The following is a 26,471-nucleotide window of genomic DNA, read 5'->3' as shown; positions in this document are numbered from 1 at the left end:
GACCAGTAGCGCTACGGCCCCCGGATTCCCGTGGCCCGCGAGGGCCGTTCGTCGCGCGGAGTCCATCCCACCACCGACCAGTCAACTGAAGCAACTGTTCGCAGCCCACCTGGAAGCAAAGCAGGCGCAGAAGTCGAACTTAGGACTGGCAGAAAGGACTATCGGAGCAAACTTCAGTGCTCTTCGGTCTTGAGCTCACCGACATGATTCTGGGTGTAAAGCTCGATCCCGATCCGGTTGATCAAATCAAGCTTCGTCTCGAGGAAATCGATGTGGTGTTCCTCGTCCATCATCAGGTTCTCGAACAAGTCGCGGGTGACATAATCCTTGACGGAATGACAATGCGTCGCCGCCTCTTGGTACAGCGCACGCGCGCTCATCTCGGCGGCGAGGTCGCTTCGATGATTTCCTTGACGTTCTGGCCGATTCGCAAAGGGTCGAGTATCTGCATGGTGCGGGCGCAGCGGCCGCATTCGGCGCTACAGCCGAGGCAATCATAGATCTGCTTGGCATTGCGCTGCGCGTTGTCGGCCGTGTTGACCGCGTGGCGAACATCGTGGTCGCTGAGGACATTACAGGAACAGATGATCATGATACGCGAAAACGACCTCCAGTGATGCGGCGTGTCGATATGGGACGGCGCTACAGCGCGTTGGAGGTTCCAAACAACGCAGACGATTGAGTGGCGCACTCCATGGGAGGTCAGCCTTGAGGTTTGATCTTTATAGCTCAGCAGAAATCTGCTTGATCACTCGCGGCGGCCGCTAGGTGCAGAGCCGGCGGAGCACACGGGAGCGTGCCGCTCCGTGTCGGCCACAGGTTAACGCTCTCGGTTAGCGTTGATGACACAGCTGGAATCTGTTGACCGTGGGTAGCAGCCACCACTGCGTTTCGGGTGTTGTTGAAGACCTCCTCGAACCCTTTCGAAGATTCCATAACCTTAAGAAGCGCGGTCATCAGCCGGCTATGTAGTTCATCCGGGTCTTCGACGACTTGGCCAGGCGCCGCTGAGCTCAGGATGAGCGCGTTCTCATTCGTTTGAATAGGTGCAAGTCCGTGTGAGTAAGTCCTGAAGCGTCGCTCGTAGGGATTGCGGCGTGAGGCCTCAATGACCACGAGCCTGACGCGTGCTCCGGAAGCCTTGAGTTGCAAAAGGAGACGGTCAATGCTTACGCCTTGTCGACGGACATCTTCTTCACTCCAGATCTTCGCATCGACCGGAATCAAATAATTCTGTCCGTCAGATTGGACACCGTAACCTCCGAAATACACCAAAACAATTGAGTTCAAATGTACTCTTGCGATTAGATGATCGATTGCGCGGGTAATGTCGGGGCGCGCCCCATTGTCAACGGCGTCGACCAGAAAACCGTCGTTGCGAAGAGCATTTGCCAAACCTTCCGCATCGCGTGCCATTTGGGGAAGAGGAGAGTCCGCATCGGGATAGATTGAATTGCCGATCACCAGAGCTAGCCGATTAGTATCCAGGGGTGCGGAGTCACCCGCCCAGATTGGCGCGCTCATGGGCCGGGGCTTCTCCAACCGCATTGTTCTGTCGAGGCCGGTTGAGAACAAGCCGAGCAGGACTGCAGCGCCGACTAGTATTCTGGCAACTGTCATTTCATTATGGTCTCCAGTTCACCGAGATGGCGGCCTATCCGGGGCAGCATTTGCGCGCGGTCGCACCCGGTCGCGCGCCCGCCGTTGCGTCCGTCAATTGCGGTGCGCCGTCCAGTAGCCTGAGCATCGCGCCGTTCCTGAATGGCCGCTCCAAGTTCCCCGACCGGACGTTGCGAACAATTTGCCCGCACCCGCGGCATATTTGTCTTGGACCGTCACCGAAGCGCGAACCGCGCCGGACCTTGCGACGTAACCTCGAAATTTTACGAGATTGGGATGCGTGACATTTCCGTTGGTCACATCGACAGTAAAGGTGTAACTGGAATCGCAGATTCCCCTTTGCGTCACGAAGATGAGGTCCCAAGAGCCGTCGTAGGCCGAGCGCCCGTATGCTGCCGGTGCAAATGCAATGAAGCAGCTTGTTGCCACGATCAGAAGCGAACGCTTTGTCATGATAGTTCTCTTATCTGGTTAGGAAGAGTGTTCGGGCGGTCCAGTAGCGGTCGGCATTCGCCCGGACCGGCGCGGTCGCCGATCAAACATATGGGGCTTTCGCGTGGAGAGCGCTTGTCAGCTATGACGCCATGCTTAGCCACCCATCCTGCAGGTCGGCGTTCGCCGTACTCCGTTTTGTGCTGCATTGAAGATTAGGTACCGGTTCGTCGACCGTCCAATCACCTCCAGCTATTGAAACGATGCCACGAGGATCGACACTGGGGGTGTTTCAATCTGCCGGGGCCGGTTCACTTGCCCCAGGAGACGGGTCTGACATTGCTGGGACAGGAGTTTGAATCGGTGCCCTCGCCTCGATAGCCAGCGGCTGCGGCGAAGGCGTGTACGAGGGCTGCAGTGCGGCGTCACCGGGCGGAACTTTTGCGACGGAAAGCGGACCAGCCTATTCGCGCGAGTGCTCGCGGGGCGGAGGCGTCATCAGCTGCAACCCCTTTTCCGGCCGTGCGCCCCTGGCGAAATGCCAGCCGAGAAGGTTGTCGCGTTTTTTCTCGGGTATGCCCCCGACTCACCGCGGGTGTAGGCAAGGCTGCGTGGTTTCGTGCGACGCATGTGTCACTGCCCGCCGAGCCGGCGCGGGGCTCAATTCGCCCCGCTATGCCCGGAAGGATCATCGCCGAGCCGGACCAGTGCCATCAACGCGGTAACTGATGCGAGCGCCGCCGCGGTCCACATCAGGTGCCGGTACGCCTCAACAACAGTAACGGACGCAAGGGCTGACGCGCAGTACAGGCGGCGGCAAAGATGGTGCCGCGGTCATGCTGATGGGCTACCCAACGGGCTGCGTCTCAAGATCAACGCGCTCGCGGAATTTAGAGAGTTGAAGGACGACGCCGATCTGGCGCGGCGCCTCGCGTCGCTTGGCTACAACGCAAGGTCGAGCACGCGGTCCAGCTCCCGCTTGAATTGCCCGCAACACATCACGCCGTGCTCCCGCGAGCCCGAGTTGGCGCTAGCGCTCGATCCGGTCAGGTACCGCATCTTAGACCTGCAAGGCGAGATGAGGGCGTTCAGAGCCGCCAGTTCCAACCCGGTCGGCGAGCAGCCGAGGACGAGGTCTGGGACTGTGACATTAGTGCGCCGATCGGTGCTCAGCCGATGACCTGCTGTTATCGATTGCATGATCAAGAAACATGGTCGCCGCGGCGCGACCCGTTCTAGTCTTCGAAGCAGTCCAGTAGCCATCACTGGCTGAGACGATCGGCGTCAGTGACGGCCTGCATCGTCACCAATCCGAACAATCGGATTCCATCTGCAGCAGGAGAATCAATTGCCCCGTATTGCCATTCCAAAGCGCGAGGACGCCCCCGCGGAGTCCAAGCCGATCCTCGACAACGTCGATAAGACGCTGGGCTTCGTGCCCAACCTGCATCGCCTCATGTCAATCAGCCCGAACGCGATCTCAGGCTGGGCTACCCTGATGGGATCGCTGGCGAAGACGCTGGACGTCAAGACGAGAGACGGAATCGCGCTGGCCGTGTCGGAGGCGGACGGGTGCGACTACTGCCTGGCCGCGCACAGCTTCACCGCGGGCAACCTGGCCAAAATCCCGGCGGATGAAATCGAGCTGAACAGGAAGGGCCGCTCGACCGATCCCAAACGCCAGGCTGCGGTCGCCTTCGCGAAAGCGCTCATCGAGACGCGCGGCAAAGTTTCCGACGCCCAGTTTGCGGCGGTCAGGAATGCGGGCTGGACAGACGCCAACATCGTCGAGATGATCGCGCTGACTGCCCAGTTCCTGTTGACCAACTTCATGAACAACGCGGTGCAGACCCCGATCGATTTTCCCGACGTCACTCCCACGAAGGCGGTCTAACGCGAGGTGCCCCTCCTTTGGAGAGGGGGCCGGAGAATCCAATATCTTGACGGTCCCCGCGGCATGGTGTCAAGCGCACGGCACGAGGGTGCTGGTCGACCGCATCTGATCGCATGGGCTCAGAAAGAAGCAAGCCAGCGTCGAGCCCCCGAGCGCCGGCCTCAGGACCGGGTTTAGCGATGGCCCGAACCGCTGGCGCGAGTATCACAAGCGATATTCGAGGAGCTCCGCGCTAATCAGGTCGCAGTCGAGCACGTGACAGATCTTGCATCGACGAGCAAAGTCACGCTGCTCTTTCGGCGCGGCCCGCGACACCGAACGCAACAACGCCGCGGCGCTCGCAGACTACCTCGCGGCACCATAGTCGGGGTGGAGTTTCGGGATCGGAAGCTCGCTCAAGTCGTCATAGTTTGCCGCCGGCCCGACGCTGACGTGGTCGTTCGTGCGGATGTTTGCGCTGAGGCCGAACGTCCGCCCGACGGGACACATGTCCCAGTTGGGCGCGGCTCGCCGTCGCGAAGGTTTCCCTCAAGACTGATGGAGCGCTCGAAACACTCGCGGCCGCGGTCCCCTGCGTGGTGGTACGACACGGCTACATCGCCGTGGGAAAGCGGGATTCTTCGCCTTCGCACCTGCAGCCGTATGGTCATCGCCGTGCACGCGGCGAGCGAACCGCTTAGCAACTCGTAGGCGTTCGCCCCCGCGGTGCCGCCCCCGCCGTCGGGGCGCCGATCGAGAACACCGATGAGCCGGCACGGCCGTCAAGCGTGCCAGCGCCGTCGAGGTCTCCGGCCACCTCAGTTTGTGGGCGGAGTGCTCTATCGTCGTTCGAATTCGTCGTCGTGCTTTCCTTTCATATTTTGAGGAGGGGGTCTTGGCTGGCCCGTCAGAGCGGATCACGGCAGTCGATCGGTTTACACGGCCTTTGCGAGCGCCTCCGCGCGCATCCGCGTCACGCTCACCGATGGGGATGAGCACGTAAGCGTTGATCGCCCACTGGACGACAGAAGGACGCTTCGAGGGATTGCCCCAATCCGGCGCAACTAGACCGCTATGATATTCGAGCGGAACACATGAGGAGCGAGACGAGCGACGCCGTTAGCAGAACCGAAATTCCGCGATGGTTCGGCCACTGCGCTCGTCATTTCGGCGGGTCTCCTTGATCGTGTTCGTAGCTGTCACCTCGCGAGAGCGACCCTGGCTCCTCCACGCCTCCCGACTGCGCCAACGCTCGGTCTAATTCGCAGCAGGCCGGCCGTCACGACGGAGCGATCTCAGGCGTGGAGGGTCTCACCGCCCTGGGCCGCTGCATAGTACTGAGGTGCCTCGCGACGGTCGTATTTCCCATAATCGCGTACGATCCGCACTCTCCGGACCCTTGCCTTCTCATTCGGCGCGGAAGCGTCCTCATAGGCCCGTGCTGCAGCGGCGTCCTTCCAGGATATGAGCAGCATCAGGTCGCCGGGCGTAAGTACGGCCTCGAAGATGTCCCAAGACGTAGTGTCGGGGGCCCACGGGTTCAGGCCGACCCACTCTGCGCAATCGTATGGGTTGTCAGTTTGCTTCCACTCTCCGGGGCGAGTCGCGTTGATAAGCGTGACGGTCGTTCCCTCCCCGACTTCGGTCTCATCGAGCCTCTGCTCAGTGACCGCGTAGCCAGCCGGCACCTGATTGTCGGCAGTGATCTGGCCCACGCGCAGGTGATAGTCCGCGAGGATTTCCTCGCGGCCCTTCTGCTGAACCTCATGATGACGCCTGCGGGAGCGCCAGCGGACAAGCGACTTCTCGTCGCGCCAGTTCGAAAGCGACAGGATCCAGCCCTCGCGAGTGAGGCTCTTGTATCGGATGTTGTCGACGAAGCCCTCGACCTGCTCCAGCTCGGGGCGCAGCCTCTTGGCGTTATCGAAATAGTCATCCCAGCTCTCTTTGTTGGGGAGGACCTCAAAAATCGCTGAAAACATACTCGTATCCCGCTCCTAGAGTGCTGCGATGCAGTCGATTCTCGATGTCGAACTGCCCGGTCGATCGAATAGCTAAGCACGGCAGCGTAGCCCTTGGCCCCAATCAGCCGCAGCATGAAAAGCCAGTCCCGGGGATCGATCCGCGGCGTGCGTCCGGCCGCAAGCACCGGCAACTTGTCGCCGAGGTGCTGTCCCGGGAAATCCGGTCCGATAGTCTGATCCGGATTGGCGGTCACCGTTAAAGCATGCAATTCCGCGCGGCGAATGGAAAATGACATCACGCCATGAAGTCGATAGTCGCTGGTTATGACGGCCCTCCGCCTTCCGCATCGGACTCGCGTGCAACCGACGCCGGCTCCTCCAGCAGCTCGGTCAGTTATCCTGACTGCCTCCGAGCAGCGCAGCGGCTCCTGAGAAGGAAGTCGGTAAATGCCCTTGCGGCATTATGATCTTACCGCGGCCTCGTCGAGCTCCGCTAGGATCGCCTCAATGCGCATCAGGTGCTTCGCGCCCGCCTCGGTCAGCGTCACCGCTCGCGTAGTGCGGCTGAAGAGTGTCGCGTCGACCTCCTCCTCGAGCGCGGCGATCAGCCCGGATGCAGAGGCGACAGGCGCACTCCGGCCAGCACTGGACATGTTGCTGGCGCGCGCGGCATTGGGCGAACAGTCTGAGTGATGAGAGTCGATCGTTTATCGCTCGGTGCGCTCGCGGCGAGCTACACGGAATCAGGGACCAGCGCGAAGGCTGTCAGGATCGAATGGAGCGCGGCGGTGACCGCCACCACACCGCAGATGGGAGCGATCCTAAGCCCCCTTCCCCGGCTGTCGCGAAAAACGTCGACTGTGGTCTCGAGTGTGGCTTTCCAAGCGTTCACAGTCTCCTCGGCGGCTCCATGCCCTCCGCTGCCCGGGGAGATATCCGAGAACAAGATGCAACGACCTTCTCGGCCGGCATATCTCAGGACGCAAAAAGTCCCCACCGGTAAAAGGCTGAAGCTACGACGTCGCCGCCGGCGAGCGCTCGCGCGAACAGGCTGGTTTCGCTTACCGCTGCAAGACTTCCGCCCGGTGACACGGTAACGCGGCCTCTGGTACACGCCTTCGCCGTAGCCGTTGACTATGGCGGCGAGCGCCGATTCAAAGTTCTGTTCCAACAATGTCAGACCCCTCTCCTGGGAAAGTGAACCGGCCCCGGCAGATTGAAACACCTCCAGTGTCGGTCCTATGGCATCGTTTCGATAGCTGGAGGTGATTGGACGGTCAACGACCCGCTACGTATCTTCAATGCAGCACAAAGCGGAGTACGGCGAATGCCGACCTACAGGAAAACTCCCCAAGCGGTCTCGAAGTTGACTCCCGAGCAGTACCGCGACACGCAGACTGATCCGACCGAGCGCTCCCTTCTCCAACGAATACTGGGACAACAGGGTGTCTGGTCTCTACGTCGACGTTTGCAGCGAGCCGCTCTTCGCATCCTTCGACAAGTTCGACAGCGGAACGGGCTGGCCGAGTTTCACGGAAAACGCGTGCGGCCGTCCCCGCCTGAAGTGAACGTCACGCCTTCGAAGTCGTCTTGTGCCCATTGCGTGCGCCGTTTCTTGGTCGACGCGAAAGCTGATCGCAAGCAGCAGTCCTGACTTCACTCTACCGGAACGTCGGCTTCTTCCGCTCGCTTCTGCACAATCCGATGGGTCGTTCTTGCGTAGAGACGAGTGATTGAATGGTTGAAACACCCAAGACTGACTCCACCCTGACGCCCCCAATCCAAAGAAGCCGGTCTTGGCAAAGCCGGATGAAGCGGATCCTCGTGTCGAGTGTTACCCCCAAAGAGAACTACGGTCCTCACATTTCGGCTTGTTACCTGATCGTCAGGTGCATGCTGGCTATCGGCCTAATGTTGACGATGAACCTGCCATCTTCCTACGGTCATGATGCAATGCACCCGGAGCTGAACCCGTGGTTTGCCAAGCTCCGTAGTAAATCTGGTCCCTGCTGTGATGGCTCCGACGCCCTACATCTGCGGGATGTCGAATGGACCACTCAAAACAAGAAGGAAAGCCATTACAGGGTTATGGTGCCGAAGACCGCCGACCTCTATAGATCCGCCTCCAACGGTCAGGACATGAAAAAAAGCGATACCGAATGGGTTGATGTTCCCGACGATGCCCTCGTTACCGACCCGAACTTGGACCATAGCACGCTGGTATGGGTGTGGTATAGCTCCGGTTTTCAGCTGACCAACCAACCGCACATTCGTTGCTTCATGCCGGGAGCGCTGACATGATCAGCGCTGTTTATGATTGCGCCGCGGTCGAAAAGAAAATGCGGCATCTCGAGGCCGCAATCGTCCTCGAGAACGTTGGCATACACGGACCGAGGTCCGCTCCAAGCACGGAGAGAACCACCTCGGCTATGTCTCACCCGATGGGGCCTTGCAACAAGGGCGGGCTGGAATACTGCGCGAACTCGGCCTCCCTTCGCGTAATCCACCGCGACCAATTGGGGAATGAGCGATACGGCGAGTACGCGAAGTTCTTTGCAAAGCAGGAGGCCTGACGATGGCAGGGACTACAGAACGCGCAATCCTGGCAGGGGGTTGCTTCTGGGGAATGCAGCAGCTGATTCGGCGCCTGCCCGGTGTGTTCTCAACGCGGGTCGGCTACTCGGGCGGCGACGTCGAGAACGCCACGTATCGCCACCACGGCACACACGCGGAAGCGATCGAGATCACGTTCGACTCGAGTCAGACGAGCTTCCGCGACCTGCTTGAGTTCTTCTTCCAGATCCACGACCCGACGACTCTCAACCGGCAGGGAAACGATCAGGGCGCAAGCTACAGGTCGGCGATTTTCTACACAAGCGAGGATCAGCGCCGTGTCGCACAGGACACCATCGCCGATGTCGAGGCCTCAGGGCTATGGCCAGGCAAGGTCGTGACTGAGCTTTCGCCCGCTGCCGATTTCTGGGACGCCGAGCCAGAGCACCAGGATTACCTGGAACGCTATCCGAACGGCTACACTTGCCACTTCGTGCGTCCACAATGGAAGTTGCCGCGGAGGAACGCCGCCTGACGACGATCGCGTTGTCGGTGGCCTGTGGCGCGCGCAGCGACGTGGCGTGTGTGGCGTTTGCCAGCCGCCCTCGCCGCTCCCGCAAAGTCGCTCACAACGCGACAAGGTGCTGAGGGTTTGGACGGCCGGACAGGGCTTCAGATTCTCGACCTTAGATCGTTCCTCGACGTATGGCGTGCGCGATGCATGCGCGTTGGACAGCCGAATTCATCGTGAGGACTTGCAATGGCTCCTGCGCACCTTTTACAGTCGGCGCTCGCGCTCAGGCGACCTTAAGCGGTTCTAGCGCTAGGTCTGACGCACAAGCGAGCAGGACGGCGAATCTCTTTCCTGACGCCGGCGACCGATGAGAGCCCTGCGAACAGGAACCTCACACAGACGACCTGCTTTTGTGGCGATCGTTCTAGCTGATCTGAAGGGCTATGGGCCATTCGATGAGCGGTTCACATTCCCGTTCAATTCCTACTACGAGACACTCGGGGCGCGGCGGCAGCGTCCTCGGCGCAGAATGATCATGCGGGCCGCATTGGACGAAATCTAGCATGCCGGGCGCATGTCGACCAGGCAGTCGCCAGCTTGGTTGATCTGCGCCCGGGAGCTCGCTGAGCTGATCGAGCTCGGATGTCACATAAGCAGCCCAAGGCCGGTCGCGGCTGCTCCAGTGGGAGACCCGCGACGGCCAGCACGGGACGACGACGCTGAAGTCCCCAGCTGGTCGACCGCCAGTCGTGCATGTCAGCTACTCGGAGGCTCATGTGTTCGCCAGGTGCTGTGGAAAGCGGTGCAGAGCCAGAGCGCAAAGACTCGAGGTGGACGGCAACCTAGGCCCAAATCCGCGTCCCCACCGAAAGCTGGGGTGCAGCAGATGTTCGGCGCTGAGAGTGGATGCCCGACACGTTCTCGCCTTACCCGCGCTTCGGCGCGCTTGGCGAGTAAAATCAACTGGTTTTGCGGGGCGGCTCTTGCGCGACGTCGCCGGGCCATGACCGCGCGAAAGGCATAGAAAAGCGCGAGGCGGCAACAAGAAAGCGGTTCGCGCCACATGGCGCACGCAAGGGTTTGGGCCGACATCGAGAGGAAAGCCTTGACCTCGAAGCTGGATCAACTACGTGCAATGTCGACGGTGGTCGCCGGCAAGGGCGATCTTGGCCCGGTGGCGCGTCTCAAGTCGGTAGACTGCACGACGAATCCCACGATTGTCCTGAAATGTGTCGACACTCCCGAATACCGGGATGCTGTCGACCCAGCGTTTGCATGGGGACGAGGGCAGAGCGGCGACGCTAGACGCGTCGCCGCCTCAGGGACTCGCAGTTATGTGGGCAGGAGATTATTCGTTGGTGAAGCCTACGACCGGACAATTCACCAGATTCCCCGTCGTCTTCACCGGCCCCCCCGCAGGACTCACCAGTAAGCCTGACGCACTTTTGGCTTCGAGAACGTCGCCGTCAGTGATCAGTTTCCGTTGATCCTTCGAGATAGCCTCCTTGGTCCACTCGGCGAGTCGTACGTCCCACATCGGAGAGTATCCGGCGCTGATCTCCGTGAAGTGCGCGAGGATGTCGAGCGAGGGGCCCTCTCCGTTGATGGCACTGTCGAGCCCCTGGCGATTCGGATCATTCCCACCCATTTTGCCGTTCACAATCGTATAGATCACCTCAATCGCGCCGCTTTGAAGGATGTCGCTTTCCGCAGGCGCAAAGGTGGACGACTCGAGGGTCGCCGACTCTTCGGAGTTTGCGTCAAAACTAAGATAACGCAGGTGTTTGCCGTTTGCGAAGCCAAACCGGAGTTTCAAGTCGACGGTGCCTTTATCGGGACAGATGCTCGCAACGGAGTCCGTCACGACCGAGTAATCAGGACTGCCGTTGCAAAATGTGATTTTATCGGGCCCGACATTGAACGCGATGACCGGAGCATTGAAGACAATGTCCTTACTGTTCGTCACCCGAACCAATGGGCTGTAGTGCGCATCTCCGACAGACCCGGCTCGGGCCATTTTAGGAGGAAAAAAATTGGGCGCCTCGCCTCCCACTAAGCTCTGGGACGGTGAGAAATCGACCCGGCCCGATTTGAACGTGAAGTTACCCGAGTCGTCCATTTCCGCAACCCGTGTGCTCGTCAAGTCTTTGGCCTTGGCGAGACTCGGCGCCCATGTGAGCCCCAGCTTTTTCGAAGTAGCAAAGTCACTTACGTCGGTAAGAACGAACCAAACAGTTTCTCCCGAGGTAAGACGGCCGCGATGGAGCGGCAGCGTCACGACCTCACGTACGAGATCCACTTGGCCCGACGTGAGGAATTGCTTTGTGATCTTTTTGTCGGTAACCGGACCGGCTGCTAGAGTCCCCTGGGGTGCCGAAAACGACGCCAGAAAGATCATCGTCGATCCAAGAATATATCTGCCGCACTCTTTGCTCGGCTTCATGACTCTACCTTTTTCCTGCATCCACTCTGGCTTTACCCACGCAACATTCAAGCGAGCGTTGGCTAACAATCCGTCACTTCTTCAGTCCGGGATAGCCTTGCACATAGATCCAATCAGTCGCCTTGGCAGGGATGTGGCAGCCTAGGCAATCTGAGCGAAAGTTAGTTGAGGTCGTTTTCACCGGGTCACCCGCGTCGAACCAGGACCAACCCCAACCATTGCCCCACAACTTATTATCGGGGTGGCTGTTCTTACTGTCCTTCACCATCATGAACCACCCTTTGAGGATTTCTTGATGGCTGACCGTCCCAGTCGTCATATCCGAAGTGGCCGCGCCATAAACTTCCTTCACCAGGATCGAACGTTCGGGGAATTTGCCCGTCGCGCGATAGGCCGCCGCAGTTCCTGGCGAAGCGTAGACGACGTGCATCTCCTTAGCACCGTTGTCACCTGCGACAGACCAGCTCCCGAGGAATTCGTAGGTGGTTCGGTAGTTCTTCGGGATATGCATGTTGCCTGCCGCATCAACAAGTTGTTCCTGCGCAGGAGCGGGCTGGCTAACTGCGGGCTGCGAGACTAGGCACCCGACGGTCACGACCATGACGGACGCCGCGGCCGCATTTCTGAGGAATTTCATCACAGTTCTCCCTACTTCTTTATGGTCTGGCCGGGCGGCACCGGCACCTGATCGAGCAACGCGTAGAACTGCGTCCATACGTCATCGCGTTTCGCACTTGCGATGTGGCAATAGGCGCATTCCTCGATCGGCCGGACTTTGGCGGTGGCCGCCTTGGGTTCAAAGTGGTTGAAGTTGTAATAGCCCCAGCCGTCGGTTTCCTTATATCTCTTGGTGTCCTTGACAGTCACATCCGCACCGTTGAAGGCGCCCGGGAAGAATCCCTTCCCCGATGGCGCGGTTCTCGAACCATCCGGATGAGTGGCGGGCTGCATGAGCTGAAGTTCTTTCACGAAGATTGTTCCTTCGGGGAAGACGCCCGTTTTCTTGTAGATATCGTAAGAACCAGGCTCGATATATACGTTATGAAATTCAGGGAAGTTTGCTTGAGGCGGGTTTAAAAAATTGGGCGTTAGTGGCGAACCAACATAAACCCATTCGTGAAAGTTCTTTGGCAGAACAAGGTCGCCGTCTTTCGTGTATTCAGGGAGATAGCGGCCGGTGGCGTGCCAATCGTCGGGCGGCGGAAGCTGTGGTTGCTGTGCGAACACGGCGGTTGCCATAGCGCCAGCGCCAAGGATGGCGGAAAGTGCTAATACTGTGCGTCTCATGATCTCTCTCCTCTGACCAGCTGTATCTCACCGAATGAGGTAGTGATGGCATTCGTGCGCAGGTGGTCTCATCAACTACGCACAAGTCAGATTAGACGTGGGTGCCTGTGTGCGAAAGCAACGAAGGGGCATGCAATTGATACCCGGCGGGAATGACATCCTCTGGCCCCTCTCAACGTACCCCGCATTGACTAGGGCTTGGCGGCATCAGCTTTCCGGCCGGGTCGTCACGGACAGGCAACACCGCTGTCAAAGCCGTTTTCCGATCGAATCTGCTTCGTGCCTCGCTCACTAGCTGCTTCCATTGCCGCCTTAAATCCTTCGCTTCTGCAACGGGCCTCGATCACTCAATTCCATTTTTGCGTTGTCCGCTCGCCGGGGTGCCGTTTTTGCACGGGATCGGAGAAGGCCGCCACTGGCCAATCTAATCCGCGCCATTGTCACGTCACCGCGAAGCGCACGGCCTAACGTGATCCATCGTTGCGGCAAAGGCGCTTCACTTCGAGAAGCGCTGGTGCTGCGACCTGCCCGAACTGTTGCGCGCCTCCCGTCAGATTGCTGCAGCGTGGAAGGGGGCCTCCTTCAGTAAGTATGCGATGCATGATCACCGCCAATCGGCAGGCGAGCCCAAAGTTGGCCTTGGACATGCCGGAGCGTTTGGCGATCCGAATCGCCCATCTCTTCCGCGGTGATTTGCGAACAGCCCTTGAGCGGCTTGGTCAGTATGATATGGGCGGAATCGTAGAGCGCCGTGCGCGCGAACCATCGCCGATCTTGCTAATCCGGCAGGTGTAGTCGATCTCGCCCGACTGATGCTTCTTCGGCGTCCAGGACGGACCGCGATGGCGTTTGCATCTCGGCGCCGTGCGCATTTTCGAAGTGTTCGAAACCTGGGCCGTGACAAGAAGGACTCGCTCGAACGAATTTGAAGCGATCCGCTTCGCCGCGGCGGTCCGCGCGACGCTTGATCCCCTCAATCTCGGGCAGCGGTTCGCCCTCTTGTCTCAGGATCTGTTTATCCTCTCCCGAAGCATAGCCGAGAACATTTGCTTTGTCCGGCCGGAGACCTCGCTCGACGCAGGTCGGCAGGTCGCGACCGAAGCGACGGCTGATTGCTTTACAGCGCACCGCCACGAGAAGAATACGGCACATGGTTGGCAAGCGCGGAGTGACCTCTCAGTCGGCCAACGCCAGCGCCTCGCTATTACGCGCAATCGAAGGACACAACGGCGCTGATGTTGGGTAAGGCGACGTCCGCGCTCCACGCCGAGAGCGAACGGCTGGGGCGGCAGACGCTCGATCGCATGACGGACCAACGCACAACAATCGTGATTGCTCATCGGCTCGCCACCGCGCAAAGGCGGACCGTATTTCTTAAAAAACGGCCACGGCGTCGCCGGGTTGCATTCGGACCTCACGCAAGACACCTCGATGCCTCGTTTGCAGCCCTGCAATTCAGGCGCCATCATGGAGATGGCCTCGCTGAGTGCACCGGAACGGGCCTGGGTTTTCGGAAGGAACCCAGACAAGGCCATATTTGAGCTGGCTCAGGCGGCGCCCGACCATAACCGAACGTCATGCAAATTATAGCCAAGACGAGTGCGAATGCGTGATGAGCTACGGTCAAGCGACGGTCAGGAGAGATTGAGATGGACGATCTGGACGTGTCAGCGAGGTGGCAAGCAAGGCAACAGCCGCACAAAAACGTCGGTAACGAACGTTCGTGTGTGGACATGGTGCCGGAGCAAAGAGCATCGACGTCACCCAACGGGATGTTCTCTACGGACGATCACAATTGTGCGGCCGAAGCGTACGAACGTCATTTCCACGGCTGTCTGGAGCGCCTGCACGGGGAGCAGCGTTATCGCGTCTTCACCGACATCGAACGCATCTCCGGCCGCTTCCCAGCCGCCAAATGGCGCCGGTCTGACGGAACCGTTACGGAGATCACGGTTTGGTGCTCGAATGACTATCTCGGCATGGGACAGCATCCGGAGGTCGTGAGCGCACTGAGCGCTACGGCACACCGCTGCGGCGCCGGAGCGGGTGGAACGCGCAACATCGCCGGAAACAATTCGCCCTTGGTTGATTTAGAGGGCGAGCTGGCCGATCTGCACGGCAAGGAAGCGAGCCTCGTCTTCACCTCCGGCTACATATCGAACCAGGCCAGCATCTCGACGATCGGTAAGCTGATCCCAGACTGCGTGGTCTTATCTGATGCATTCAACCACAATTCGATTATCGAAGGCATCCGCCAATCAAATTGCGAAAAGCGGATTTTCCGCCACAACGATCTCGGTCACCTTGAGTCGTTGCTGCACGAGGCAGGAGACCGCCCCAAGCTTGTCGTGTTCGAGTCCGTGTACTCGATGGATGGCGATGTGGCGCCGATCGGCGCCATCTGCGACCTTGCGGACCGATATGGCGCGATGACCTACCTCGATGAGGTGCACGCGGTTGGCCTCTACGGCGCTCACGGTGGCGGGATCAGCGAGCGTGATGGCGTGATGCACCGCGTGACCGTGATCGAGGGTACCCTCGCCAAGGGTTTCGGCTGCATTGGCGGCTATATCTCGGCGTCGCGATCGATCTGCGACGCGGTGCGCAGCTTCGCGCCCGGTTTCATCTTCACGACGGCACTCCCTCCACCGATTGCCGCCGCAGCCCGTGCGTCCGTTCGTTACCTCAAGCACTCGTCTGCCGAGCGCGAAGCACACCAACGGCAAGCCGCCGCAACGAAGCGGGCGCTCAAAGCGGCCGGGCTTCCGGTCTTCCCGACCGACACCCACATCGTGCCTGTGATTGTCGGCGATGCGGAATTGTGCAAGGCGGCAGCCGATCGTCTTCTAGAGCGGCACGCCATTTATATCCAGCCGATCAACTATCCAACCGTTCCCCGCGGGACCGAGCGTCTGCGCATCACGCCGTCGCCATATCACAGGGATAGCCACATAGTGGAACTCGCAGCTGCGCTCGCTGAGACTTGGGACACCCTCTCTCTTGCCTGAGAGCCGTGCTTGGGAGCGCCCCCTTCGCAACCGCCTCCCCCCAGATTGTGCATCGAAGGGGCATTGGCTACCCGGCGGGCGCGGACCACGCCGGGAAGGCCTCGCGTCTCCCAAGTTGCGGCCGAGGCAGCCAAGTTGGGACGACGGACCAACCAAAGAAAGCCGTTTGAGGGGAGACCCGCCCCTTTTCGACACGCTTTCGATTAAAAGAGGTGACGCGACCCAATCCAGTCCTTCTATCACGCAGCTAGGTTGCATGGGTCATCGCGTGGCAGATCTTGCTGCCGAGAATCACAATCGGGCTCACATTCTCCTAGTGGGCAGCCCCAAAGAACTGAACTTCCTCATCCTCTCGGGCGGTTCTCCCCAACGACGCCGCCGTTCGCTCGAACACGCCGATCCAGAATCGTTCATTTCGATAAGCCCTCCAACCCGACGTTCGAAAACGATCCGAGCGAGACAACGGCCAACCGGAAATGAGAATGGATATCACGCAGCGGTGTCATCTCCTGATCGAGGATCTGTCCGTCGCGCGCGGCGAGCGCGTGGTGTTCGGCGGAGTGTATTTGCAACTGGGCTCGGGCGAACTCGCCGAAGTGACGGGTCCCAATGGCGTGGGCAAATCCACCCTTTTGCGCGCGATCGCCGGTTTCTTGCCATTTGGATCCGGCCGCATGTCACTGGTGGAGTCCGAAGCCATGGATTCAGCGCCCTTGGCAGAGCGCCTCCACTACGTGGGTCATCTCGACGGGCTGAAATCGGCGTTGACCGCCCGCGAAAACCTCGAGATCGGTCTGGGAATTTTGGGGCGAGGTCGGCTAACCCCGTTAGAGGCGCTGGACCGTCTGGAGTTAGCCCATGTTCTCGATCTGCCTGTTGGCTATCTTTCCGCGGGGCAGCGTCGCCGTGTCGCATTGGCCCGGCTCCTGATTGCCGATCGCCCTCTATGGCTGCTCGACGAGCCGCTAACCGCGCTCGACCGGCACGCACGCGCCTTGCTCAAGACTATTGTCGCCGGCCATCTCGGAAGCGGAGGATTGATGCTCGCCGCAACCCACGAACCACTCGGTCTGCAGGGGACTATCCAAGTCAGGCTCGGAGCAAGGTGAGTGTCGTCCCGTTGAGGGGCGGTTGGCATCATCGTAGCCGTCTGTCTGAAGGTCGGGAGAGAAGAGGTCACGCCGCTCTTCCGATATCCCCGGAGCGATCTCGACCCAATGGCGACGCCGGATGGCGGCCATGATCCGTATTCTCCTCGTCGTTTTTCTTCGCGACGTCATGCTGGCGCGTCGCATCGGCGGAGGCGGGGTTCTCGGCCTGGTCTTCTTCCTCAGTCTCGTGACGGTTGTGCCTTTCGCGATCGGACCTGACCTGCGCTTGCTGTCACGCATCGGTCCAGCCATTCTGTGGATCGCGGCGCTCCTCGCGAGTCTATTGGGCCTTGACCGTCTGTTCCAGGCGGATCACGAGGACGGTTCGCTGGACCAGATGTTGCTGTCGCCGACGCCGCTAGAACTCATTGTTCTGGTGAAGTGCATGGCCCACTGGTTTGTCACGGGGCTACCGCTCGTTCTGCTCTCGCCATTGTTTGGCCTGATGTTGGACTTGGATGGCTCGGCGCTCTGGGCGGTGGCAGCGACCTTGTTGGTGGGTACGCCAGCTTTCACCTTCCTGGGAGCGATCGGTGCAGCCCTTACCGTCACGCTGCGGCGCGGCGGTCTTCTGCTTTCGATCCTCGTCGTACCGCTAGCCGTACCAGTGCTGATCTTCGGTGTCTCCGCGGCGCAGAGTGGCACAGTGCCCTTTCTGACACCCTTCCTGGTCCTCTGCGCGCTCGGACTTGCATCCGTCGCCCTCGCCCCAATCGCCGCAGCCGCAGCACTTCGCGGAGCGGCAGAATGACAGGCGCATGGAGCGGAAAACGTTTGGTTCGGAGCTCGCCGTCCTGGAACGACTCCGCACGCCTCCGAAGCCAAGACGGTTTGATCATCAGGCAATGCCTATAGCGGAGTATCGGCGTCTAACAAAGCCGCGAGCCGATCCCGCTCGGCTTGGCTTAAGGGCGCCGCCGGCGTGGGCTGCAGGCGTCGCAATCCGAACAGGAGAGCGATCCCGCCCGCTGCGAGCACCAAAGCCGGCATTCCCCAGAGGAAGGCGGTTTCCAAGTCGAGCGGTGGTTTCAGCAGGATAAAGTCCCCATAACGCGTTACCAGAAAGGCGCGGACCTGTTCGTCGCTCTCGCCGAGGTTAAGGCGTTCGCGCACCAGCAGCCGGAGATCCCGCGCGAGCTCTGCGTTCGAATCGTCGATCGACTGGTTTTGGCAGACCAGGCAGCGCAGTCCGGCGGAAATAGCGCGCGCGCGCGCCTCAAGCTTCGGGTTGGGCAGGACCTCGTCTGGCTGCACCGCCCTTGCCAAGCTGGGCGCGAGGCTCGCGAGTACGATCAAAAGCAGAAGAATGCGACGAAGCGAAGTCATTCGGCGGGCTGCGGCGCTGCGGGGTTTGCGGCGGCGCGGACGCGAACCGCGCGGCGCGCGAAGCCGATTCTGAGGCGTCTATCAGACAACGATACGATCCCTCCGAATGCCATGATGACGCCGCCTATCCAGATGGCCGTCACAAGCGGCTTCCAGAACATGCGCGCATTGATCGAACCATCCGCGTGCTGGTCCCCAAGCGAAATGTAGATCTGGCCAAAACCCAGCGTCACGATGCCAGCCTCGCTGACGGTAGTTTGTCGTACGGGAAAACTGCGCTTGGCGGGCTCGACGGTGGCCACGGCCGCGCCGCCCCGGCTGATGACTGTATAGGCCAAGACTTCGGAGTAGTTCGGGCCCTGTCGCGATTGAATATTTTCGATAGTGGCTTGATAGGGCCCGAGATCGATCCCCTGGCCTAGCTTGACGGTCGCGATCCGCTCCACGCCCCAACCGGTCGCCGCCAAGCCCATAAGTGCCACGCCAAGGCCAGCGTGAGCGATGGCCGCACCCCAGGCGGAGCGCGGTAGCCCGACCGCGCGGGCCAGCATCACCCGAATGGGCTGCCCACGTGTCCAGATTCGCGACATCACATCGACGAACGAACCTACGATGAGGTAGACGGCAAGGCCGAGTCCGAACACGGTGAGGACGGGGCCGCCTCGGATGATAGCAACCAGCGCAAGGGCGACCACGAGGCCCCCCAAGGCTGCGACCGTCGCCCGCTGGGCCGCGCCGAGCAGGTCGCCACGCTTCCAGGCGAGCGACTGACCGAGCGGCATCAGCAGAACGATCAAGGCTACCAGCGGACCGAGCGTCAAATTGAAAAACGGTGCGCCGACCGAGATCTTGTCCCCGGTCAGAGCCTCAAGCGCGAGCGGATAGAGCGTGCCGGTCAGGACCGTAGCGCAGCAGGCAGTGAGCAGCAGGTTGTTGACTGCGAGCGCGCTCTCGCGTGACACGGGCGCGAACATGCTGCGCTGGCTTAGCGAAGGCGCGCGCCAAGCATAAAGCGCGAGGGAACCGCCGATGAACACGGTCAGGATGGCCAGGATGAAGACGCCACGCGTCGGGTCGCTGGCAAAGGAATGAACGGAGGTCAACACCCCTGAACGCACCAGGAATGTGCCGAGCAGCGATAGTGAGAATGTAAGTATCGCCAGGAACAGTGTCCAGATCTTGAGGGCTTCGCGTTTCTCCATGACGGCGGCCGAATGCAGGAGCGCGGTACCCGCAAGCCAGGGCATGAGCGACGCGTTTTCGACCGGATCCCAAAACCAGAACCCGCCCCAGCCTAGGGTGTAATAGGCCCAGTACGAACCCATGGCTATGCCAAGCGTTAGAAAGATCCAGGCAATCAGTATCCAAGGCCGAACGTAGCGGGCCCAGGCCGCGTCTAGTCGGCCGCTGATCAGCGCCGCCACCGCGAACGAGAACACGATCGAGGAGCCGACATAACCGAGGTAAAGGAGCGGTGGGTGTATCGCGAGGCCCGCGTCTTGAAGCAGCGGATTGAGATCCTGGCCTTCGAAGGGCGCCGGAAACCGTCGCACGAAGGGATCGGAGGTGAACAGGATGAAGCAGAGGAAGGCAAAGGAGATCCAGCCTTGGACCGCTAGCGTATTGGCGCGCAATTCCTTTGCCATGCCGCGACCGAGAATCGCAACTGCCGCACCGAAGGCCGCGAGGATCAGAACCCAAAGCAGCATCGATCCTTCGTGATTGCCCCAGACGCCGGCGATCTTGTATACAAGTGGTTTGGTGGTGAGCGAGTTCTCGGCGACTGTCACGAGACTGAAGTCGGACGCCACATGAGCGTAAGTCAGGGCCGCGAAGGCATAGCCCAACAACAGGAACTGGGTGATTGCAGCCGGCACCGCAATGGAAGTCAGTGCAGAATCGCCACTGCGGCTCCCCCAGAGCGGCAGAACTGACTGAAGCAGCGCGACGGCGAGAGCCAGAGCGAGCGCGTAATGTCCGGTTTCGACGATCATCCTTCGGTCCCATTGGCTGTGACGTTCGTGGAAGGCGGCGCTATTGGGCCCTCGCGGATTTTTCGTTCTGCCCAATGCCTTGTTGCTTGAGTTTGTCGGCTACGTCCTTGGGCATGTATCGCTCGTCGTGTTTGGCGAGCACGGTATCGGCATGAAAGACGCCTGGTCCCTCCACAGTGCCCTCGGCCACGATGCCCTGTCCTTCACGAAAGAGATCCGGCAGCAATCCAGTGTAGCTGACCTTGATGTCATACTTCAGGTCGGTCACCGCGAAGACGACAGTCGACGATCCACCATAGGTAAGTGAGCCACGTTTCACCAGGCCGCCGATGCGCAGACGGGTACCTCGCGGCGGCCCCTTTTCGGCCATCTCGGTCGGCCCGTAAAAGAAGACGATACTGTCGCGCAACGCAAACAGGATGAGCCCTATCGCGATGGCCAATGTGAAGCCTGCTGCGCTGATGATAGCGAGGCGCCTGCCCTTTCTGGTCAAAGTCTACCCCCTCAAACCAAGCTGACTGACGAGTTCATTGATGCGCGCTGGCGCTTGCGCATCGCCTGCTAACTGGGCGCGTGCACTTGCGACGGCCGCCTCGGCCTTCTGGCGTTCACCTAACACGACGTAGGACCTGATCAGTTGCAGCCATCCCTGAAGGTCATGGCCATTCTTCGAGAGCTTCTCGGCGAGCCCTCCCACCATCCCGCGGATCGCGTCTGCTCGCTGCTCCGGAGGAAGCGCTGCGATGTCAGTCCGGGTTTGGCCGGCTTGGCGGCCTCCTGCGTTCGATTGAGTCGCGTCAGAAAGCTTATCCAGGTGTTGGCGGACGGCATCCATCCATGGAGCGCCGGCTGGCGTATCGGCCTGCAACGCTTCCCAAAGTTGTCTCGCCCGATCTTTGTCGCCATCTTGCTCAACTGCGACCGCTTGGAAGAATCGGGCTACAGGCTGTTTGGGATCGTCCACGAGCGCTTGGTCAATGGCACCGCGTGCTTCTGCAGTGACAACGCCGTCGGCAGCCATCGTCAGGGCCTGCCCAAGAGACGCACGCTCCTCCGCATTCTCGCCGAGCAGCCGCAGCGACGCCCTATACGCACGCGCCGCATCCTGAAACCTCCCCATGCGCAGGTAAATTGGTGCGACAACCTGGAACCCACGGCCATCATTGGGGTGGGCCTTGAGACGCGTTTCGACTTCGGGAATCGCGGCAGCGAGAGTGAAGTTCTCACCAGTGCGCCTCGATGCGATCGGCATATCAGGCTGGTTGGGAGCGCCGACCTTGAGGTAAGATGCGAGCGCGACGAGCGGCAGCACTAGGACGATCGCCAAGACCGCTGCAGCGCATCTCGGCTGCCACCGCCGCCACGCACGCGGCCGGCTCTCTGACGCGGAGTCGAGTGCGGCGAGCAGCCGGCGTTCGATCTCGGCACGCGTCGCCATGGCATCCTCGGGCGCTACGAGTCCGCAGCGGACGTCATCATCCGCCTCGACCAGAAGGCCGCGATAAAAGGCCACGTCGCAATCTTGAGCGCCAAAGCTCTCGCGTCGCTCAGAGAGCGACCGGGCCAGCGCGAGCGCGATCGCGAAGGTCATCATTGCAAAGACGGCCCAGAGCACGTTCAAGGCCTCCGTCCGTTTTCGCCAATACGTAGCGCACCAGGTTTTCGGACATCCGCCGCCCTTGAAAATCGGACCGCTTCTATGTGCGCCGCTCCCATGGTCCGATCGGTCACTCCTGAATAATGTAAGTGGACTTGCAAGGCAGTCGTCATGGACGCTCTGCCTTGGCAACCGCGGCCATCAAAGCAGTTCGGCTTGCGTCCGAGATGCCGCCGACCAGCTTGTAGGCGATTGTGCCATCGCCCTTGACCACATAGGTCTCAGGGACACCATAGACGCCGAAATCGATCCCCGTTCGGCCGGACCGGTCAGTGCCGACCTGTGCGAACGGGTTTCCGTTGGCGGCGAGATAGGCTAGCGCGTTCTTGGGATCGTCTTTGTAGACGATGCCGGTAAGCTTCACCCCCTGTCGCTGCAGCATCGGGTCGCTCGCCAACGCCAACAGAGCCCCTTGTTCCTGCCGGCACTCGACACACCATGATGCGAACACGTTCACGATTGTCACGTGCCCCTTCCGCAGATCGGCTCTCGACAAGCCAGGTGGACCAGACGTGGAAAGCCCCTCGAGTGGCTCCAGCGCAAACTGCGGTGCCGGCTTGCCGATCACAGCGGAGGGCACGAGCGACGGGTCTCCGGCGCCGAGCCGCACCAGGAGTAATGCCGCAATTCCGAAGAAGACTAGAAGCGGGATAATCACCCACAGGCGGGCTGGTGCGCGTCGGGGGGCCGTGGCGCTCGCTGCGAGGTGAATCGAAGATGGGATGTTGCTCATACGCGGCCGCGCGGATCGGAGTGACCAAGTAGCAGGCGACGCAAGGTACGGCGCTGAACGCGATAATCGATGAGGACCGCCGCGATCATCCCGGCTAGTACGGTGCCCGTCACCAGAAAGGTCGCTGTGATGAATCCGCCATGCTGCATCATGATCTGCTCAGGACGTCATTTCGACAGGCAGCATGCAAGCCATCGCAGGTTCGCCCTCAGCCGCCATCGTGATCGCAAACCGCCGGACTCGGCGTCGCATGATCTCGTTACGGACCGCCATCACGTGGAGAGCCACGAACAACAGCGTGTATGCGAGCGCCATAACGATTAGCGGCCATAACATCGCGCCGGCAATCGCCGAGCCCTCCATCCGAAATACCGACGCCGGCTGGTGGAGAGTGTTCCACCAATCAACCGAGAACTTCACGATCGGGATGTTGATGAACCCCACCAAGGTCATGATCGACACCGCTCGTGCCGCCCTGTTCGGGTCCTCGATCGTCTGCCAGAGCGCGATCAGACCGAGATAGATCAGAAACAGAACCAACACGGAGGTGAGCCGGGCGTCCCAAACCCAATATGCGCCCCACATCGGTTTACCCCAGAGGGAGCCTGTGGCGAGGCAAATGAAGGTGAAAGCCGCGCCAAGCGGCGCAGCCGCCTTTTGTGATGCATCGGAAAGTGGATGACGCCACACTAAGGATCCGAGCGCAGACACCGCCATGAACGTGTAGGCAAGCATCGCTGTCCACGCGGCGGGGACGTGGATGTACATGATACGCACCGTCTCGCCTTGCTGGTAGTCGGGTGGCGCGGCGAATGTTCCAAGCAGACCAAGTACGAAGGCGAACGCCGTCGAAGCCCAAAGCCAAGGCAGCAGCTTTGCGGCGATACGCACGAAATTGCCAGGATTGCTGTACGCGGTGAAGTTCAGCTTCAAATCTCGGATCTCCTCGAAGTCAAACTGCAGGCCGGGATTTGCTCGCTCCCGACTGCGGCTCGCGACGAAAGTCCCCGCCATTGGGGCGCCTGCAAGACGAGGAGTATCGCATCACACCGGAGACGAATTCACAAATTACCGTCAGTTATTGATTTGATGCCCAGCAGGCGCCCGGAGATTCGAGATCCCCATCGCGTGGTGACGCCCATGATCAAACAATCATCGTAACCGGTGCTCTCGACAACAGCTCGCTTGCAATCTGCCGGAAGGCGATGGCGTCGCAAGGCTTTCTTCCTTGGATCGAGGCGAGCAGTTTCGCGTCGTCCACGCTGATCTGCAGTCTTTCTGCGCTGACCGCAACAAAGTACAATCCCGTAGTCCACCGACATAATGCATATCCAACGTGAATTTCTAGTTTGTCGGCTGCGTCCGATCCTGAGCTCCATTGGGCCGGCCGAGCACGCCCGGCCGCCTCGACAGGGATCGGAGTTATTGCGCCGAGCCACCGTGCCGCGCGCGGGCAGCAAAGGAGCCATCGTGAAATTACCTGTCGGTCTGGCTATCGCCATGTTGCTGGTCGCCGCCCGGTGGGGGCGCTCGTGCAGATCAGTGGAGCGGCTACGTTTTCCATACTGGAGTCCGAAATCCTCGCTTGCAGACAGCACAGCAATTCGAGAGAGCGATAGGAAACATTGGGAGGCGCGCGCCATTGGGTCGTCCTGCGACGTCGAGGTAGCGGTAATGCCGCGCTCGATGCTCGACGAGAAGTGACGGCGTGCATCTCGCGGAAGTGCTCCGCTTTAAAGGGCGAGCGCCATCTTCGTATAGGTCCGTTACTCTGTTTGGATGCCCCAGCCGTACCTACGTTCAATTGAGCCGCCAATCACTATCGTCGTATCTATAACGCGTGCGTTAGCGCTCCCACGCTATCGCTGCCCACCTTGGGCGTTTCCTCCCTAGACTTGGGCCGCTTGTGGCAACGCAGGCGGCCTTTTTTCGCGTGCACCCACATGGAATTGAACCGACGTCGGGTCGACCTATACCTCGGTACTGTCACTTCATACCCGCGCACAGTGGCAACAACTGCGCGCTCGGTGCTATCCAATGAAGCGGAGTGAAAAGCAACGAAACCAGCTCGCGAGCAGGCCGTTACAAACACAATCTTGGCGACTTAGCGCTCGACCGGTGTTTCCCATGATCGAGCCGCGTGTTGCCGCTCCAGTAACTACTGTTTACTTCCACGGTTAGCTGCGGAGAGCCCCCCATGATAAGCATCGCCCATCTCTTAATCCGTTTCCGGCAAGGGAGCCGACCCGCGTTCAATACTCAGGTTGCGGCTATGACCGAAAATCGGGATCGATCCAGCATGGCCGAGTTTGTCCGCATCCTGCAGGTTTACGATCAAGACCAGTACGGCAGGAGTTAGAGGGCGACCGCGTCTCAAGCAGCGAAAGGAAGCGCGGGACACGGGAACGTCCACACATACTTCAAATCAGTCATTTCGGTTTCGCAATGCAGGTGCCATCGGTTGCTAATCGGCCAACCGCTTTCGAGGCCATGACCGAATTCGTGACAAAGGATCGCGCGCCTAAATCAAGACAAGTCGCGCAGGCGGCTAACGATGTTGTGACCGCGACAGCTCGGCGACGCATTTCGGTTGCCCCGGCAGAAACTCGCGAGGCGAGCTGCTGACGGTGCCGTCACCGCCGGATAAGGGAAATCGACGCGATCGCATCGCGGCGGCGTTGGCTGCTGCGGCTGCCGCCACCACCTCGCCGTCTCTTTAATCGGAGTTCTGTCGATTACCCTCAGATTCTCCCGGAAGGTATCCATGCACTTGGCGAAAGGCACGGAGAAAGCTACTGTAGCTCCTGTAACCGACCGCCCGCGCGATCTGCTCAACCGAAAGTGTCCTCGCGGCGAGCATATCGGCTGCACGCTTCATCCGTATTTGCCGGAGCGCTACCATTGGGGAACATCCTATCGTGCGCACAAAGCGCGCCATGAATGCGGATCGGCTCAAGCCGGCCTTCTGCGCCAAGGCCATGACGGAGTGATCGGCCGACGGCCGCGCCAGCATATCAGCGAACGCAAGAGCGATTTGACGGTCACTCAAGATAGAAAAGCGTTCGAGCCAAACGCTGGTCGAATTCAGACTGCGACGGAGGAGCGTGACGAGCACCTGCTTGAGGATGGCGGTCGTCATCGCCTGCATTCCAACTTGCCGGCCGCTGATTTCTGCCAACGCGGCCTGCAACTTTGATCCCAGTTCATCGGCGGGTTCGAAGCGCTCGACAATCGGCGTGGATAGGCCTGCAAAGAGGTCGATCGACGAGCCGTAGGTAGCGCGAAAGTACCCGCAGATCAGCATGACCATCGGGTCGACGTCCCCGGCGACGAATCGCTGGATTCGCTGGCCGAAGCGCGGATCCCATTGCGCTTCGACCACATTCACTGTCTTGGCCGCTGTGCGGTCATCGACCTCGATGTGAAACGGCTTCTTGGCCGGTGTGATGACAAGGGTGTGAGGTACCAGAGGAAATGCGGAGAAGCCACCCACGACCATTCGTCCGGTCCCGGAAAGATTGTAGTGGATCGCCGGCGCTTCCGCGCTTCCGAATGACAGGCGCCAACCTGGGCTGACCAAACACTCGATGAGCCCAATGACGTCGACATCCAAAGTTGCCATCAGCACATCGAGATGGGATCGAAGCAATGCAAGATTTGGACGATCGGACATGTGTTTCGGACCCCCGGATTGGGCTGATGTCCTAGTCTTGGGACAGGACAATTGCAAATCTTGGTACTGTATTATGGCTAGGACGATGCGCATCTGCTCGAAATGACCAGCAGCCTGGGCGGAAGTTGGGAACCTCTTTGACGAGCGTGAGCGTGCCGCGCTTCCCGCGGCCCTCATTTCAACTGTCCAGAACTGACGCCTTAGGAGCTCCCCAAATGAGCAAAAGCACTTGATGGACAGATG

22 protein-coding genes and 4 pseudogenes are annotated in these 26,471 nt (G+C 60.2%); 9 read left to right on the top strand and 17 right to left on the bottom strand.

Going from position 1 to position 26,471, the window contains the following annotated elements:
• Positions 1–173: 173 nt before the first annotated feature.
• The 4 genes and pseudogenes from GA0061098_RS05655 to GA0061098_RS05645 all read right to left on the bottom strand — a co-directional run.
• Positions 174–451, bottom strand: a pseudogene (locus GA0061098_RS05655) (ferritin-like domain-containing protein); the annotation flags it as partial.
• A pseudogene (locus GA0061098_RS45960) lies at positions 440–592 on the bottom strand ((2Fe-2S)-binding protein); the annotation flags it as partial. The pseudogenes GA0061098_RS45960 and GA0061098_RS05655, both read right to left, overlap by 12 nt.
• Before the next feature lie 137 nt (positions 593–729).
• Positions 730–1,524, bottom strand: a complete 795-nt coding sequence (locus tag GA0061098_RS05650; RefSeq protein ID WP_245323167.1) for a caspase family protein — start codon at positions 1,522–1,524, stop codon at positions 730–732.
• A 189-nt stretch (positions 1,525–1,713) separates the two neighbouring features.
• The gene (locus GA0061098_RS05645; RefSeq protein WP_091954562.1) at positions 1,714–2,073 is read right to left on the bottom strand and encodes a hypothetical protein; all 360 of its coding nucleotides are present in this window, start codon (positions 2,071–2,073) and stop codon (positions 1,714–1,716) included.
• 1,327 nt (positions 2,074–3,400) lie between these two features.
• Here GA0061098_RS05645 and GA0061098_RS05635 point away from each other — a divergent pair.
• The gene (locus GA0061098_RS05635) at positions 3,401–3,946 is read left to right on the top strand and encodes a carboxymuconolactone decarboxylase family protein (protein WP_091954556.1); all 546 of its coding nucleotides are present in this window, start codon (positions 3,401–3,403) and stop codon (positions 3,944–3,946) included.
• A gap of 1,274 nt (positions 3,947–5,220) precedes the next feature.
• On the opposite strand, the gene GA0061098_RS05620 is transcribed toward GA0061098_RS05635, so the two are convergent.
• Together GA0061098_RS05620 and GA0061098_RS05615 are read right to left on the bottom strand one after the other, a co-directional pair.
• A complete protein-coding gene (locus GA0061098_RS05620) occupies positions 5,221–5,907 on the bottom strand; it encodes an antibiotic biosynthesis monooxygenase family protein (protein WP_091954553.1) in 687 nt (228 codons plus the stop codon).
• A gap of 443 nt (positions 5,908–6,350) precedes the next feature.
• On the bottom strand, positions 6,351–6,542 hold the full coding sequence (locus GA0061098_RS05615; RefSeq protein WP_091954552.1) for a LysR family transcriptional regulator: 192 nt from the start codon (positions 6,540–6,542) through the stop codon (positions 6,351–6,353).
• A 674-nt stretch (positions 6,543–7,216) separates the two neighbouring features.
• Between GA0061098_RS05615 and GA0061098_RS05610 the strand changes: the two are divergent.
• The 4 genes and pseudogenes from GA0061098_RS05610 to GA0061098_RS45950 form a co-directional block, all read left to right on the top strand.
• A pseudogene (locus GA0061098_RS05610) lies at positions 7,217–7,427 on the top strand (peptide-methionine (R)-S-oxide reductase); the annotation flags it as partial.
• Positions 7,428–7,698: 271 nt separating this feature from the next.
• A complete protein-coding gene (locus GA0061098_RS05605) occupies positions 7,699–8,190 on the top strand; it encodes a hypothetical protein (RefSeq protein WP_245323166.1) in 492 nt (163 codons plus the stop codon).
• Between the two features lie 274 nt (positions 8,191–8,464).
• Positions 8,465–8,977: a peptide-methionine (S)-S-oxide reductase MsrA gene (msrA, locus tag GA0061098_RS05595; protein WP_091954550.1), complete on the top strand. Its 513-nt coding sequence runs from the start codon at positions 8,465–8,467 to the stop codon at positions 8,975–8,977.
• Positions 8,978–10,061: 1,084 nt separating this feature from the next.
• Positions 10,062–10,277: pseudogene (locus GA0061098_RS45950) on the top strand (transaldolase); the annotation flags it as partial.
• A gap of 27 nt (positions 10,278–10,304) precedes the next feature.
• Here GA0061098_RS45950 and GA0061098_RS05590 read toward each other — a convergent pair.
• The 3 genes from GA0061098_RS05590 to GA0061098_RS05580 all read right to left on the bottom strand — a co-directional run bounded on the left by GA0061098_RS05590 (position 10,305) and on the right by GA0061098_RS05580 (position 12,686).
• Positions 10,305–11,399: a DUF7482 domain-containing protein gene (locus GA0061098_RS05590; RefSeq protein WP_245323165.1), complete on the bottom strand. Its 1,095-nt coding sequence runs from the start codon at positions 11,397–11,399 to the stop codon at positions 10,305–10,307.
• Between the two features lie 73 nt (positions 11,400–11,472).
• On the bottom strand, positions 11,473–12,036 hold the full coding sequence (locus GA0061098_RS05585; RefSeq protein WP_091954549.1) for a cytochrome P460 family protein: 564 nt from the start codon (positions 12,034–12,036) through the stop codon (positions 11,473–11,475).
• 11 nt (positions 12,037–12,047) lie between these two features.
• Positions 12,048–12,686, bottom strand: a complete 639-nt coding sequence (locus GA0061098_RS05580) for a cytochrome P460 family protein (RefSeq protein WP_091954548.1) — start codon at positions 12,684–12,686, stop codon at positions 12,048–12,050.
• A gap of 849 nt (positions 12,687–13,535) precedes the next feature.
• Here GA0061098_RS05580 and GA0061098_RS05570 point away from each other — a divergent pair.
• From GA0061098_RS05570 to ccmB, 4 genes are all read left to right on the top strand, one after another.
• Positions 13,536–13,922, top strand: coding sequence for a hypothetical protein (locus GA0061098_RS05570; protein ID WP_091954545.1), 387 nt, complete (start codon positions 13,536–13,538; stop codon positions 13,920–13,922).
• A gap of 536 nt (positions 13,923–14,458) precedes the next feature.
• Positions 14,459–15,694 (top strand): 5-aminolevulinate synthase, encoded by a 1,236-nt coding sequence (gene hemA / locus GA0061098_RS05565; RefSeq protein ID WP_091954544.1) that lies wholly within the window; start codon positions 14,459–14,461, stop codon positions 15,692–15,694.
• Between the two features lie 482 nt (positions 15,695–16,176).
• A complete protein-coding gene (gene ccmA / locus GA0061098_RS05560; RefSeq protein ID WP_091955238.1) occupies positions 16,177–16,803 on the top strand; it encodes a heme ABC exporter ATP-binding protein CcmA in 627 nt (208 codons plus the stop codon).
• 130 nt (positions 16,804–16,933) lie between these two features.
• Positions 16,934–17,596 carry a heme exporter protein CcmB gene (gene ccmB / locus GA0061098_RS05555; protein ID WP_091955234.1) on the top strand — a complete coding sequence of 221 codons (663 nt, stop codon included), beginning with the start codon at positions 16,934–16,936 and terminating at the stop codon, positions 17,594–17,596.
• Positions 17,597–17,694: 98 nt separating this feature from the next.
• On the opposite strand, the gene GA0061098_RS05550 is transcribed toward ccmB, so the two are convergent.
• The 8 genes from GA0061098_RS05550 to GA0061098_RS05515 all read right to left on the bottom strand — a co-directional run bounded on the left by GA0061098_RS05550 (position 17,695) and on the right by GA0061098_RS05515 (position 26,228).
• Positions 17,695–18,171 carry a cytochrome c-type biogenesis protein gene (locus tag GA0061098_RS05550; RefSeq protein WP_091954543.1) on the bottom strand — a complete coding sequence of 159 codons (477 nt, stop codon included), beginning with the start codon at positions 18,169–18,171 and terminating at the stop codon, positions 17,695–17,697.
• Entirely contained in the window at positions 18,168–20,165 is a 1,998-nt protein-coding gene (locus GA0061098_RS05545; RefSeq protein ID WP_091954542.1) for a heme lyase CcmF/NrfE family subunit, read from the bottom strand. The genes GA0061098_RS05550 and GA0061098_RS05545 overlap by 4 nt, the downstream gene beginning before the upstream one ends.
• A gap of 40 nt (positions 20,166–20,205) precedes the next feature.
• Entirely contained in the window at positions 20,206–20,658 is a 453-nt protein-coding gene (ccmE, locus tag GA0061098_RS05540) for a cytochrome c maturation protein CcmE (RefSeq protein WP_091954540.1), read from the bottom strand.
• Positions 20,659–20,661: 3 nt separating this feature from the next.
• Positions 20,662–21,780, bottom strand: coding sequence for a c-type cytochrome biogenesis protein CcmI (ccmI, locus tag GA0061098_RS05535; protein ID WP_091955231.1), 1,119 nt, complete (start codon positions 21,778–21,780; stop codon positions 20,662–20,664).
• Positions 21,781–21,931: 151 nt separating this feature from the next.
• Positions 21,932–22,555 carry a DsbE family thiol:disulfide interchange protein gene (locus tag GA0061098_RS05530; protein ID WP_091954537.1) on the bottom strand — a complete coding sequence of 208 codons (624 nt, stop codon included), beginning with the start codon at positions 22,553–22,555 and terminating at the stop codon, positions 21,932–21,934.
• Positions 22,552–22,707, bottom strand: a complete 156-nt coding sequence (gene ccmD / locus GA0061098_RS05525; RefSeq protein ID WP_091954534.1) for a heme exporter protein CcmD — start codon at positions 22,705–22,707, stop codon at positions 22,552–22,554. The genes GA0061098_RS05530 and ccmD overlap by 4 nt, the downstream gene beginning before the upstream one ends.
• A 7-nt stretch (positions 22,708–22,714) precedes the next feature.
• The gene (locus GA0061098_RS05520; RefSeq protein ID WP_091955227.1) at positions 22,715–23,488 is read right to left on the bottom strand and encodes a heme ABC transporter permease; all 774 of its coding nucleotides are present in this window, start codon (positions 23,486–23,488) and stop codon (positions 22,715–22,717) included.
• Positions 23,489–25,271: 1,783 nt separating this feature from the next.
• Positions 25,272–26,228 (bottom strand): helix-turn-helix domain-containing protein, encoded by a 957-nt coding sequence (locus tag GA0061098_RS05515; protein WP_165637174.1) that lies wholly within the window; start codon positions 26,226–26,228, stop codon positions 25,272–25,274.
• Between the last annotated feature and the right edge of the window lie 243 nt (positions 26,229–26,471).

The organism is Bradyrhizobium shewense (genome assembly GCF_900094605.1).
Taxonomy (GTDB): domain Bacteria; phylum Pseudomonadota; class Alphaproteobacteria; order Rhizobiales; family Xanthobacteraceae; genus Bradyrhizobium; species Bradyrhizobium shewense.
This window is presented reverse-complemented; position numbering and strand designations above follow the sequence as displayed.